General features: G+C 41.2%; 9 protein-coding genes. 6 read left to right on the plus strand and 3 right to left on the minus strand.

What is annotated here, in order from left to right:
- Positions 1 to 125: 125 nt before the first annotated feature.
- The 5 genes from J2746_RS12700 to J2746_RS12720 all read left to right on the plus strand — a co-directional run bounded on the left by J2746_RS12700 (position 126) and on the right by J2746_RS12720 (position 7,257).
- Complete coding sequence (locus J2746_RS12700; RefSeq protein ID WP_209621672.1) at positions 126 to 4,436, plus strand: PGF-pre-PGF domain-containing protein; 4,311 nt, start codon at positions 126 to 128, stop codon at positions 4,434 to 4,436.
- Between the two features lie 38 nt (positions 4,437 to 4,474).
- The gene (locus J2746_RS12705) at positions 4,475 to 5,494 is read left to right on the plus strand and encodes a bifunctional N(6)-L-threonylcarbamoyladenine synthase/serine/threonine protein kinase (RefSeq protein WP_209621675.1); all 1,020 of its coding nucleotides are present in this window, start codon (positions 4,475 to 4,477) and stop codon (positions 5,492 to 5,494) included.
- Entirely contained in the window at positions 5,491 to 6,063 is a 573-nt protein-coding gene (locus J2746_RS12710; protein WP_209621677.1) for a Kae1-associated kinase Bud32, read from the plus strand. Before J2746_RS12705 ends, J2746_RS12710 begins: the two co-directional genes overlap by 4 nt.
- Entirely contained in the window at positions 6,056 to 6,610 is a 555-nt protein-coding gene (locus tag J2746_RS12715; RefSeq protein ID WP_209621680.1) for an XTP/dITP diphosphatase, read from the plus strand. Before J2746_RS12710 ends, J2746_RS12715 begins: the two co-directional genes overlap by 8 nt.
- A gap of 65 nt (positions 6,611 to 6,675) precedes the next feature.
- The gene (locus J2746_RS12720) at positions 6,676 to 7,257 is read left to right on the plus strand and encodes a hypothetical protein (protein WP_209621683.1); all 582 of its coding nucleotides are present in this window, start codon (positions 6,676 to 6,678) and stop codon (positions 7,255 to 7,257) included.
- A 120-nt stretch (positions 7,258 to 7,377) separates the two neighbouring features.
- On the opposite strand, the gene aroA is transcribed toward J2746_RS12720, so the two are convergent.
- The gene (aroA, locus tag J2746_RS12725; RefSeq protein WP_209621687.1) at positions 7,378 to 8,655 is read right to left on the minus strand and encodes a 3-phosphoshikimate 1-carboxyvinyltransferase; all 1,278 of its coding nucleotides are present in this window, start codon (positions 8,653 to 8,655) and stop codon (positions 7,378 to 7,380) included.
- 330 nt (positions 8,656 to 8,985) lie between these two features.
- On the opposite strand from aroA, the gene J2746_RS12730 reads away from it, so the two are divergent.
- Complete coding sequence (locus J2746_RS12730) at positions 8,986 to 9,420, plus strand: DUF488 domain-containing protein (RefSeq protein WP_245250161.1); 435 nt, start codon at positions 8,986 to 8,988, stop codon at positions 9,418 to 9,420.
- 25 nt (positions 9,421 to 9,445) lie between these two features.
- Here the strand turns inward: J2746_RS12730 and htpX are convergent, their stop codons facing one another.
- Together htpX and J2746_RS12740 are read right to left on the minus strand one after the other, a co-directional pair.
- Entirely contained in the window at positions 9,446 to 10,303 is an 858-nt protein-coding gene (gene htpX, locus J2746_RS12735) for a zinc metalloprotease HtpX (RefSeq protein ID WP_209621690.1), read from the minus strand.
- A gap of 236 nt (positions 10,304 to 10,539) precedes the next feature.
- Positions 10,540 to 13,380: a methyl-accepting chemotaxis protein gene (locus tag J2746_RS12740; protein WP_209621693.1), complete on the minus strand. Its 2,841-nt coding sequence runs from the start codon at positions 13,378 to 13,380 to the stop codon at positions 10,540 to 10,542.
- Positions 13,381 to 13,447 lie beyond the last annotated feature (67 nt).

Raw genomic sequence — 13,447 nt, forward strand, 5'->3', positions numbered from 1 at the left:
TTTTACTCTATATGTCTATGTATTTTATAGTGCAATACATATATATGTATTTATTATAATATTTGCTTATTCTGAATATTATTTGAGGATGGTTTATGTGCACTAAAAACACGTTTTTGATCAGTATGATCATTATTTTTCTGTTAATTCCTTTTTCCACATCATCAGCAGCTAATAATAATGATATGGAAAACAATGATATGTTACTTCTAAAAGCAGGGCATTTGAACACAGCCGATTCCATTGAGAGCCAAAATAAGGTATTATCCATGTCCTCTGTTCTTTCAGAAGAAAAACCAGATTATTATATCGTACAATTTTCAGGTCTGGTAAAGGAAGAATGGAAAAAGAATGTTACCTCCACGGGTGCAGAACTCTATAATTATGTGCCAAATAATGCTTTCATAGTGAAAATGAACACAAGTGTCAAAATACAGGTTCAAGAGCTGGAAGTTGTTAAATGGATCGGCGAATACAAGTCATCTTACAAATACGATCCTGAAACAATAGTTAATAGTGGTACAGAGACAGGATTTAAGTCTCTGGGATCTGAAGAAATACAGGAATATTATGTTTCTCTTTTCTCGGAAGATGAATACGTAGAAGTTGTAAAATCACTTGAAGATCTGGGAATTAAGGTTATTAGCGGATCAGGAAAAATAATTCGGATTCAGGCTTCAGCTGATCAGATTGGATATATCTCTAAAATTACCGGAATTAGCTGGATAGAAGAATACGTCCAGCCAACCATTAATAATGATATTGCTTCTGGAATAATTACCACTGATATTGTTCATGACACATATGATCTCAATGGTAGCGGCCAGGTCGTAGCTGTTGCAGACACAGGACTTGATACCGGACTTAACGATAATTCCATGCACGCAGATCTGCGGGGAAGGGTACTGAACATTACCGATACGCATGATGGTGATCCTGCCGATTATGCAGGACATGGAACACATGTAGCAGGTTCAGTACTTGGAAACGGTTCGCTTTCTGACGGACAATACAGTGGAATGGCACCTGAAGCAGAACTTGTATTTCAGTCGCTTGGTGATAGTAGTGATTATTTGTACCCTCCGGATAACCTCAATGATCTGTTTCAGGCAGCATATGACAAGGGTGCAAGAATACATACCAATAGCTGGGGCTCTTCCCAAAATGGAGTTTATACAGAATACTCACAGCAGATAGATCAATTCATGTGGGAACATCAGGATATGCTGATACTTTTCTCTGCAGGGAATTCAGGAGTTGATTCTAATAGGGATGGAGTGATAGACGAAGATTCTCTCGGCTCACCGGGAACTGCAAAGAATTGTCTGACTGTGGGTGCATCAGAAAATGAAAGAGGAAATACATTCTCAATACCTCCTTATACAACCTGGGGAGGTGCATGGTCTGATAATTATCCTTTACTTCCAATATTTGGCGATTATATGGCAAATAATAGTAATGGAATTGCTGCATTCAGCAGCCGGGGACCAACAAACGATGGAAGGATCAAACCGGATGTTGTTGCTCCGGGTACGTTTATAGCTTCTACAAGATCAAGTGTTTCAAGTGGAACCGGTTGGGGTACTGTGAGTGGTAATAGCAACTACCTGTACATGGGTGGAACCAGTATGTCCACACCAATCACAGCCGGAGCTGCTGCTCTTGTCAGAGAATATTATACTGATGTTGAAAACCTTAGCAGTCCAAGTGCAGCACTACTTAAAGCTACTATAATAAACGGTGCATGTAACATTACACCGGGACAATACGGAACTGGAGATTTTCAGGAGATTGATAGGAGACCTGATTATTCACAGGGATGGGGACGTATTGATATTGAGAACTCCATATATCCTCAATCTCCTGTTGTTATGGAGTATTATGACTATGTATTTCTTAATTCCAGTGAATCATGGAATGTCAGTTATGACATACTCTATACCTCGGAACCTGTAAGATTAACACTTGTATGGACAGATCATCCACCTGCTGATATTTCCGGTCCTGCACTTGTGAATAATCTTGATCTGATCCTGGAAGCTCCTGATGATACTTATTATGGAAACGGCGCACCAGATGCTGTGAACAATGTTGAGGGTATTGAGCTGCTTGAACCGGTTGCAGGTACTTACACCATAACCGTTAACGGAACAAATATTCCTCAGGGTCCGCAGAATTTCTCACTTGTACTTTCTTATGGTGAACTCAGTAACATCTACATGTATCCTGAACATAATTCCTATAAAACCAATGCAAGCACTGAAGTTTACATGAATCTGACACATGTGGATGGAATCAACGCAAGTTCCATAGATATGAAGATCGACGGTTCATCGGTTGTACCTTCATTGGAAGCGATCTCAGGTGGCTATAAGATTGAAAACCTGACATCTCAGCCATATTCCGAAGGATTCCACAATGTTTCTGTAAGTGCACTTACAGATCTGGGTGAAGAACTGAATTATGGCTGGAGATTCTATGTAAGTGTCGCGGACAATATAATAGCTGTCCAGAATCCTCTGGATAACTCAGTAATACAGGATAATAATGTATTCATCAATGCCAGCAGTACCAAATGGTGTGATTTCTGGTATAATATTGACAATGGAGTAAATTCTACAACACAGTCCGGTTATACTTTGAATACAAGCACAGAGATTAGTGAAGGAAGTTACAATATCACGGTTTTTGCCGAGGATATATCAGGAATAATAAATTCAACAACTGTGAACTTCACTGTATTTAAAGAATCAGCAGAAATAGATTCACCTGATTCAGGTTCTATATACTATCTGCCTGACAGCAGTTTCACCCTGAACGGAACCGTGGGAACTGCAACCAATGTTTCTATTTACGTGAATGGTGCTTTGACCAATTATTCAGAATCGGTTTCAAATGGAATTTTCAATGTAAGCAATATTCCTATTTCAAACGGGACGAATACAATAAATGTAAGTGCTATGTACAATAACTCCCTGAGGGATTATTTTGCAGAAAATACTACGATATACCTAAGTCTTGGACAGACAGTGGATACAGCTTCAAGAGACCAAATAACCGTAAACGTTCCGGGAATCGATGCAAATGTGAGCAACCCGGTTTTTAATTTCAATGTCAGTGGAACATCCTCTAATCCAGGGAATATTTCTGCAGCTGAAGTGAGAGGCACAGAACCAGGAAACGGTTCATCGCTTTCAGGAACTGTGCTTGATATACGGGTCTACAATGAATCAGATCCTGATTATTCTTACCAGTTTGGCAGGAATGTGTCGCTTACACTTGGTTATGATCCATATCTTGTCAACAGTACAACTAAACTTACAGTTGCATGGTATGACCCTGATGAAGGAGTGTGGGTTCCTTACAGAAGTACAGTCAACAGTACATCGAATACCGTTACTACAAATATTACTCATCTGAGCATTTATGCTCCTATGGAGGACAATACGGAACCTGTTATCAACAATGTGACAAACTCCAGTACTTCTTCTACTGTGACACTTGAATGGAACTCTTCAAATGATACTGATCATGTGGAAGTGTGGAAGAGTGGTTTGCTTCTTGGAAACTATTCAGGTTATGAAATGACAGATATCGGACTTAGTGCAAGCACTATTTATAATTACAGTCTCCGTGCAGTTGATTACGTGGGAAATGTTGGTGGATGGTATAACACATCAGTAAAAACAAGCGCAGCAATAAGCACAACATCCATAAGCAGCTCTTCCGGCGGCGGAGGAGGAGGCGGTGGAGGTGGTTCTACAGGTGAGGATTTTGATAACATTGCATTTAAGGATGTGCTTTCTGTTTATGCAGGAAAGGATGACCTTGTAGACTTCGACTTCACCAAAGAACATAATGATATTGATTATGTACGTTATACTTCACTTAAGAATGCAGGTAAGATCACTGTAACAATAGAGATGCTGAAAAATACTTCTGCATTGGTAAATGAACCTGTCTCCGGATCTGTATATAAGAATATGAACATATGGGTTGGAAAGACAGGTTATGCTACGGAGAGCAATATACAGAATCCTGTTATTGGTTTCATTGTCAGCAAGGAATGGGTGGATGATACTGATGTCAACATCAGCACTATAGTCTTGAATCGCTATAGTGAAAATGTATGGACCACGCTGGAGACCGAACTGACAGGTGAAGATGCAGATTACTATTACTTTGAAGCAAGTACTCCCGGCTTCTCACCATTTGCTGTCAGTGCTGATATTCCAACAACATCAACTATAGAAAAAGGGACAATAAATGATCAGGTAGAAGCAGGTTCATCCAATGATAGCGGCGATGAAGAGCCCGTTGTTTATGAGAATAACGAGGACATTGAAACTGATAAAAGTACTCCTGCAATATCAGGTCTTATAACTTTGTTGATACTTGCAGTTGCATCAGTGCTTATCAGGAAACAGCAAAATTAATATTCAAATCCATCCCATTTAGCGCCGGAGATATCAAGTTGAAAGGAACAGTGCTAGGCATTGAGGGTACAGCGTGGAACCTCAGTGCTGCCATCGTTAATGAGAAATATGTTATTGCGGAGGTTTCCGATATGTACAAGCCTCCAACCGGTGGAATACACCCTAGAGAAGCTGCCCAGCACCATGCAAAGTATGCTTCCTATGTGGTAAAAGGAGTACTTGAGGAAGCAAAAAAGAAAGGAGTCGATGCATCTGATATCGATGCCATATCATTTTCGCAGGGTCCGGGACTTGGAGCATGTTTGCGTACAGTGGCAACTGCTGCCAGAATGCTCGCAATTAGTCTTGATGTTCCGCTTGTTGGTGTTAATCACTGTCTTGCCCATGTTGAGGTTGGCCGCTGGAAAACTCCTGCAAGTGATCCTGTTACACTGTATGTTAGTGGGGCCAATTCACAGGTTCTGGCTTACAGGATGGGAAGATACAGGGTGTTTGGCGAGACACTTGATATAGGACTTGGAAATGCTTTTGATAAGTTTGCCCGCAGTGCAGGTCTTGGACATCCCGGTGGACCGCAGATAGAGCAATTTTCTAAAGATGCTTCAAATTATATTCCGCTTCCTTATGTTGTAAAAGGAATGGATCTCTCATTCTCAGGGCTTTCCACCGCAGCAACAGCAGCACTGAAAGATAATTCAATGGAAGATGTGTGTTATTCATTCCAGGAAACTGCTTTTGCAATGGTGGTCGAGGTTACCGAGCGTGCACTTGCTCATACAGGAAAGAATGAAGTGCTTCTGGCAGGTGGTGTCGGTGCCAACATGAGGCTCAGGGAAATGCTTGATATCATGTGTACTGAACGAGGTGCTAATTTCTATGTTCCTGAAAAGAGGTTCATGGGGGATAATGGTGCCATGATAGCTTATCTCGGACTCCTTATGTATAATTCAGGAAATGTCATTGACGTTGAGAACTCACATGTGAATCCGAACTTCAGACCGGATGATGTTGATGTAACATGGCTTCCCAGGGACTTTGAGGAAGGGAGGCTGTCATGAATCTGACAAATGGTGCAGAAGCTGTCGTCAGGGTTGAAGACGGTGTGCTCATCAAGGAAAGAGTTCCGAAGAACTATCGTCTGAAAGAACTCGATGAACGTATAAGGAAGGAAAGAACAAAAGCTGAAGCACGGCTTATATCTGAGGCAAGAAGAGCCGGTGTTCCAACTCCCATCATCTACGACATTGAGAACTCCACAATAAAGATGCAGTACATAGATGGAATTGCGCTGAAACATGTGATAGATGAGAAACTCAGCGAGCAAGTCGGTATTCTTGTTGCGGAATTACATGCAGCCGGAATCATCCATGGTGACCTTACAACATCCAATCTCATATTGTTCAACGATAAGATTTACGTGATTGATTTCGGTCTGTCCTTTTTTGAAAGCAGTATTGAAGCACGCGGTGTGGATGTACATGTCCTTTTCAGGACATTTGAAAGTACACACAGAAACCATGAGAAACTCATTGAGGCTTTTTGTCGTGGATACAGGAAAGAATTCGAGCAGGCTGATGAAGTGCTCGAAAGAGTGAAAGAGATAGAGAAGAGGGGAAGATATGCGTAAGATAGTTTTTGTCACAGGTAACAAGGGAAAGTTCAGGGAAGTTAAGGATATACTTGCTGCTAAAGGATTTGAGGTTATACAGAACACAGATGGTTACCCGGAACTTCAGGAAGATGACCTTGAACCAATTGCAGCCTATGGTGCAAAATGGGCATCTGACAAACTTGGATTACCTGTAATGGTAGATGACTCAGGACTTTTTATCAATGTTCTAAATGGTTTTCCGGGACCATATTCCGCTTTTGTGGAAAAGAATCTTGGAAATCCACGGGTTCTTAAGATAATGGAAGATGAGACCGACAGATCTGCAGTTTTCAAGTCGGTCATAGGATATTGTGAACCAGGAGCTAAACCTCTGACCTTCACAGGAACCGTTGAAGGAAAGATATCTTTTGAGGAACTTGGAACAGGCGGCTTCGGATACGATCCGATATTCGATTATAACGGAAAGACATTCGGAGAGCTTGGTGATGAATTCAAGAATACGGTTTCACACCGCAGGCGCGCTCTGGATAAATTTATTGAGTGGCTGGATTCACAAAGCTAACTGCTAATTATAGTGTATTTATTGTATTTTGTATTTCTTTGATCAGGTACAGGGATGTGAAAAACTTGGGGGTTGAAAACAGTTCTTTTTTCAGGGATACCAGAGGTATTGATACTGTTCCTTTAAAATTGATATTTTATCTTGCCGTTACAGGAGCTATTATTTTCCTGATGGCTTTTTCATGGAACAATATGGCGCCGGCCTATTCAGGAGCCAAAGACAGAAAACAGATAAATTCTGCAGCAATTGAAATAATGTCCATACAGGATGGATATGCCAGAAATATTCAGGAAGTGAATTCACCGGAAGGTTCTATCTGCAGTATCGAGCTCTCATTATCTGATGTTCGATTTCTGGCATTTGGTGTGGATCCCGATATTGATATGAATGGTAATCTCAGTGATAGCCTGTGGCAGGTTGAAAATAACACAATTATATGTCAATATGAGAACGGTGTAAGAAACCTGTATCACATTGACGGTGAAACCATTGTTTTCAAAAAAGGTAAACTGGACAATTCCACAGATCTATGGGAACCGGATGAAAATGTAGCATCAAAGGGAATTGTGATAGAAGGTCCGATATCAGGTACTTTTAATTTCGAGTTGATACTTGATAACGGAAAACATACCTTATCGCATTTTTAGACACAGATGGTAGTTTCTTTTATCTGACAACATTGTAGAAAGTAATAATCAAAAAATGTGTTCAGGTCAACATGACACATAGATCATGCCGACCCTGTTAAGTAAATCTAACCTGAAATATCAGATAAGCTCTACTGCAGCTCCAAGTTTTTTCATTTCATCAAAGAAAGTCGGGAATGAAATATCCACAGCTTCAGCTGTATCTATTACCGTATCTCCGGCAACCATTCCTGCAATGGTAAGTGCCATTATTATCCTGTGGTCGTGCCAGCCGTGAAGTTCAGCTCCTCTTAATTTGCCGCCTGTTATGATAAGCTGGTCAGGTTCTTCACGGACAGAAATCCCCATCTTGGTAAGCTCAAGTGCCATTGCATGCAGTCTGTCGGTTTCCTTGTAGCGTACATGTTCTGCGTTCTCTATCACAGTTGTTCCCTCGGCACATGCAGCCAGAACTGCAATAGTTGGTACTAGGTCAGGTGTTGCGCCGGCATCGAATGTTGTTCCCTTCAGTCCGTTACCTGTGATCTGTGCCACACCATTTTCTTTGTCCCATGATATCTTTGCACCCATACGTTCAAGAACGTCGATGATCTCCACATCTCCCTGTCGTGATGGGAAAAGATTCTTTACAATAATCGTTGAACCTGTCATTGCGGCGGCTGAAAGCAGGTAAGATGCTGAAGAAAAGTCACCGGGAACAGTATAGTCCTTAAGATTGTACTTCTGGTTTGCAGGAATTATGAATTTGATAGTGGTTCCCTCTTCCACAAGTATCTCTCCACCGGCCTTTTCTATAAGCTCCATTGTAACGTCCACGTATGGTCTTGACTTCATTTCACCTTTGATTGAAAGTGTTGTGCTCTTTGTGGTCAGCGGACAGGCAATAAGAAGTGCGGATATGAACTGTGAACTGATGGAACCATCAATTGTTGTAATGGCACCTTTAAGGCCACCTCTGACAACAAGAGGTGCGCAACCGTTCCCTCTGGTGGAAAACGCCTCTACACCGAGTTTTTTGAGTACATCAAGAAGAGGCTGATTTGGCCGGTTTCTTATGGAACTGTCACCTGTAAGTACGGTAACTCCGTTTGTAAGTGAAGAAACTGCTGTCATGAAACGCAGTGTAGTTCCGGAATTAGCTACGTCGATAACATTGTTTGGAACATGTGGCTTTCCGTTAACTCCCTTTACGTGAATTTTATCCTCAAAAGTTTCAATGTTTGCTCCCAGTGCCTCTGCTGCTCGAATACTTGCAAGTGTGTCGGCTGACATAAGAGGGCGATGAATCACACAGTCATCCGACAGTGCGGCAATAGTGATTGCACGATGAGTATAACTTTTAGACGGAGGTGCGAAGACCTCGCCGCTTATCTTTGAAGTGCTGACAGATACTTTCATTTTATCCTCTTTGATTCTCGGATTACTATAAAATGTAATTAGGTAATATTCTAAAATCTCATTCCCTGTATTCAGATATGGCTAATTTCTATTTGCTTAATACAAATACTATTCAACCCTTATTACTTTTGACAAAATGCACTTCTCAATGATATTCTTATCGATGTATAGTATTGATGAAACCTTTTATCCGGGTGTATTATGTTAGCCTTATCCGTGTCTGCATTGCTATTCATTCCGATTTCTTTTTATCATATGCCGGGAAAAGCCAAAAGAATCAATTAAGCAAACAATATAATAAGTTGTCTATTAAACGCGATGGTGCAAAGGATGAAATGTTATACTATAGGATATGGGAACCGCCAGCCTGATGAGTTTATTTCGATATTGATAAAGAACGGAATCACACATCTGGTTGATATCAGAAGATATCCTCAGTCAACTTTTAAGGAATATGACAGAGAATCACTTGAGAGTGTACTCCCAAAGAATGGAATTCTTTACTATCATTGTGAAGGTGTCGGAGGAATGCGTGAATCCACATACGTAGAGTATATGGATACGGCTTCTTTCGGGAATAGTCTGAACAAGCTCATCTCTCTCATTGAAAAAGTGAGCTCTGAGAAGGGAAGTATTGTTCTTATGTGTGCTGAAAAAAGTCCGAAAGGTTGTCACAGACACTATCTTTCAAACAAACTTGAAGAAAAAGGTATAGAGGTTATCCACCTGGTAGAACAGGGGCAGACAAGCCTCTTTAATTTCTAATCCTTGATATTTATCAAATTTAGCTTTACATTGCTCGAAGACGTCTGATACGTTCTTCTGTTTCAGGATGTGTCCTGAACAGGCTCATCAGTGATTTACCCTTAAGTGGATTTACTATGAACATGTGTGCAGTGCTTTCTGATGGCTGTACATCGCCTCTTCTTTGCTGATAACTGCTGCTTCCATATTCAAGTTTTTCAAGTGCACTGGCAAGAGCCCATGGCTTCTGTGAGATCTGTGCTCCTTCTTCATCAGCCGCGAATTCTCTTGATCTTGAGATTGCAAGCTGGATGATAGTTGCTGCGATCGGTGCTACAATTGCAAGGGCAAGAAAACCAATTATATTTCCTCCACCGTTATCATCTCTTCCGCCAATGCCGCCGAATATTGCGGCCCATTGTACCCATGTTGCAATCATAGTAATGACGCCTGCAATTGTTGCTGCGACAGCACTTATAAGTGTATCACGGTGCTTTACGTGTGCAAGTTCGTGTGCAATGACACCTTCAAGTTCTTCGGCTGTCAGAAGGTTGAGTATTCCTGTGGTTGCTGCAACTGCTGCATGTTGAGGATCTCTTCCCGTTGCGAATGCGTTTGGCATTGAAGTGTTCACAATGTAGACCTTCGGCATTGGCAGACCTGCACGCATGGCAAGTTTCTGCACAATTCCATATAATTGCGGAGCTTCGGCTGCAGTGACCTCCTGAGCACGATACATTTTCAGTACGATCTTATCACTATACCAGTAGCTTCCAAAGTTCATAATGATCGCAAATATGAATGCGATCACCATTCCTGACGTTCCGCCGATCAAACGGCCGACAATGACCAGTAAACCGGTAAGAGATGCCAGTAATAAAGTGGTTTTTAGCATATTTCCCATGATTTTCCCCTTAGATATGGTATCATTTCTAAGCACAATTTTGTTGTTTGTTCTTCTATAAATAAGTTTCTTAACATATGTATTCTTTTTCCTATGAAATAATTGTTCAAAAAAGAATAAAACAGATACAAATGACTTGATGCGTGGTCGAAGAATGAATGTGAGATTAAGAAAATAAAAGTAAAATTTGCCGTTTCCGGCAAATTCCTGACTATTTATTGCTAAATCTCTTTATTTCATATAAGTGCATGCTTTTCTTCCTCATCTGAGAAAGCTTCTTCTTTTTCACTTCCGTCTGCGCATACGATATTAGAGACGCTTACGCTGCTGATACCCTTTCCTTCATCCAAGGTGAACTTATCAACAACGGATTTCATGTCATTGGACAGGCATGAAAGCTCATCTGCAGACTTTGAAAGTTCCTGCATAGTAGCATTCTGTTCCTGTACAGAGGCTGAGGCTTCCTGGGTACTGGCAGCAGATTCCTCTGAAATTGCACTGACCTCTTCAACAGATGATGTGATCTCTTCAATGGAAGCTGACTGTTCCTGAGCAGCAGCAGCAATATCCTGTACCATGTTGGCAATAAGTCCGCCGGAATCTACTACCTGTTCAATGTCAATAGCAACATTATTCAGAGCCTCTGCTCCGTTTGAAACCTCTTCTGAGCCCTGCTGTATTGAAACCACTGCATTGTCGGTTCCCTCCTGTATTTCAGCGATAAGTGTGGCAATTTGCTTGGCTGCGTTTCCTGAGTCTTCCGCAAGCTTTCGGACTTCATCAGCTACCACGGCAAATCCTCTTCCATGTTCTCCTGCACGTGCTGCTTCAATTGCAGCATTCAAGGCAAGCAGGTTTGTCTGGTCAGCAATATTGGTGATGAGATTTACAATCTCTCCTATCTGCTTTGATTTACCTGCCAGTTCCATGATAACATCAGATGACTCCCCAGATGTGTGTTTGATGTTCTCCATCTTCTGAAGCAGGTCGTTTGTCGTAGTTCTGAGATTCTCCATCAGTTCGTTAGAACTCTTTGCATTTTCTGCAGCTTTACTTGAATTTGAAGCAACTTCCTGAACCGTCATTGTCATATCGATCATTGCCCTTGAGACTTCTTCTGTCTTTGAGGCCTGATTCTGTGCACCTTTAGCAATCTCTGACACAGTATCTTCTATCTGGTATGATGAAGATGTGATCTCTTCAACAGAGGCTGACATTTCCTCGGCGGTGGAAGCTACATTCATGGAACTATTGTGTACAAGTGATACAACTTCATTCAGTGATCTTCTGGCGTTTTCGATGCCGTCTGTAAGCTTCCTGACATCACCTTCAGCAACAAGGGTCAGCGGTTTTGAGAGATCATTATTTGAAATTGCCGCAAGAACTTCACTTGACTCTTCGATCAGGCCCTGCAGCTTATCACCAAAGATATTAAGGGCATCGGCAAAGTCCTTGAAATCACCATTTGCCTCTAATTCAAATCTCGCACTAAGAAGACCTTTACTATATTCGTTGACAATATTTATGGCTTCGTTCATGGGAGTGACAAGAGCATCGATTGCTTCATTCACAGCATCAATTGCATCTTTATATGCACCGCTGTATTCTGAGGAATCAGATCTGTATTCTAGATTACCATTCTTTGCTGCATTTCCAAGTTTAACAAATTCAAGGCCCAGATTCTCAATGTTACTCATCATGGCAATGTAACATGGAATTAGTTCATCATTTTCCGAACGTTTGCCAATTTCTTTGAGTCCTTCAAGATCGCTCAGGTCACCATTTGCTATCTTCTTGTTCACACCCATAACAGTCAATATTCTTTCCCTAATGCCATTAGTAGCATCCGCGACCTCTGCATAGATTCCCTGATAATCACCTTCTACTTTTCGTGTGTGGTCATTATCAACCATTAACTGCAGAATCTCATTGCTTTCTACAAGTCCACCAAGACCGTCAATACATTCGTTGATGTTGTCTTTAATGTGATTGAAGTCACCCATATATTCTTCAGTTATCTTTTCAGGTATTTCTCCTTTTGAAATCTGTTCAACATAATCGGCAGTCATGTTCAGTGGGTCAATTACAGCATCAAAAGCATTGTTTACAGTTGTAATAGCTTCATTGAACAGTCCCTTGAACTCACCTGCATTTGCTCTGTAGCTCAGGTTTCCATTTTCTGCTGCATGCCCCAGGTCAATGAACTCATCTGTCATTCCCTTTACATTTTCCATCATTGCAATGGTGTAAGGGAGAAGTTTGTCATTTTCCGAGCGTTTTCCAACAGCTTTGTATTTCTCAAGGTCACTGAAGTCGCCTGCAACCATGTATTCAAAGGTACGCTGTATGTTTAGGAGCCTGTTGCGCACTTCATTCACAGCGTATATGTTGTCTTTGAATACTCCGTTGTACTCTCCTGTTGCTTCGCTTTCAAAATCGTTTACTGCAAGTTTCAGGAGTACTTCAGTACCTTCATTTAGTGGTTCAGCAATTGAATCCAGAAGTGTGTTCTGCGATTCTATTATCCTTTTGAAGTCTCCTTCATGTCTGGAAGCATCCGCACGCTTGTTCATATTGCCCTCGATGCCCGCCTGAGCAAGCATTTCCGTATCCTCGATCAGGGCATTGATAGAATCCACACAGAGGTTGAGGTTGTTTTTGAATTCATTAAATGTACCTTTGTATTCTTTCTCGATTCTTGGAGGAATATCGCCCATTGATATTCTCTTAACATATTTGGATGCAGCAAGCAGAGGTTCTACAATAGCATCAAGCAAACTGTTCAGACATCCAGTGATGTCGTTTGCATCACTGCAGGATCTTTCAGTTCCCATACGTGATTCCAGCTCCCCTTCAAGTGCCTGGCTTAAGAGGTGCTGCATTTCTATTTTTATATTCTCTTGCTCTTTTGCGGCAATTTGCCATTGTACAGCTTCATCAAGAAATGAGTTCAATGCTTCAACTGCAGCGTTATCGGCTTCACTGCCTGTGGCAGATATCCTGATTTCATTGTTTCCGTTCTTTATAGAAGCCAGTACATCAGGGATCTCCCTTATAACTTTATTTGTACCAAACATAATTTCACCTTACTATTAAAAAACATATTGAGTCGAGACAATTACTGTTTATTTCTGTATATGTTGA

It is taken from the genome of Methanolobus bombayensis (assembly GCF_017873415.1).
Taxonomy (GTDB): domain Archaea; phylum Halobacteriota; class Methanosarcinia; order Methanosarcinales; family Methanosarcinaceae; genus Methanolobus; species Methanolobus bombayensis.

Excerpts from the sequence above, each read along its gene's own strand:
- htpX (WP_209621690.1), bottom strand. The coding sequence starts at position 10,303 with ATGGGAAATATGCTAAAAACCACTTTATTACTGGCATCTCTTACCGGT.
- J2746_RS12730 (WP_245250161.1), top strand. The coding sequence starts at position 8,986 with ATGAAATGTTATACTATAGGATATGGGAACCGCCAGCCTGATGAGTTT.
- J2746_RS12740 (WP_209621693.1), bottom strand. The coding sequence starts at position 13,380 with ATGTTTGGTACAAATAAAGTTATAAGGGAGATCCCTGATGTACTGGCT.
- J2746_RS12700 (WP_209621672.1), top strand. The coding sequence starts at position 126 with ATGATCATTATTTTTCTGTTAATTCCTTTTTCCACATCATCAGCAGCT.
- J2746_RS12710 (WP_209621677.1), top strand. The coding sequence starts at position 5,491 with ATGAATCTGACAAATGGTGCAGAAGCTGTCGTCAGGGTTGAAGACGGT.
- J2746_RS12715 (WP_209621680.1), top strand. The coding sequence starts at position 6,056 with ATGCGTAAGATAGTTTTTGTCACAGGTAACAAGGGAAAGTTCAGGGAA.
- aroA (WP_209621687.1), bottom strand. The coding sequence starts at position 8,655 with ATGAAAGTATCTGTCAGCACTTCAAAGATAAGCGGCGAGGTCTTCGCA.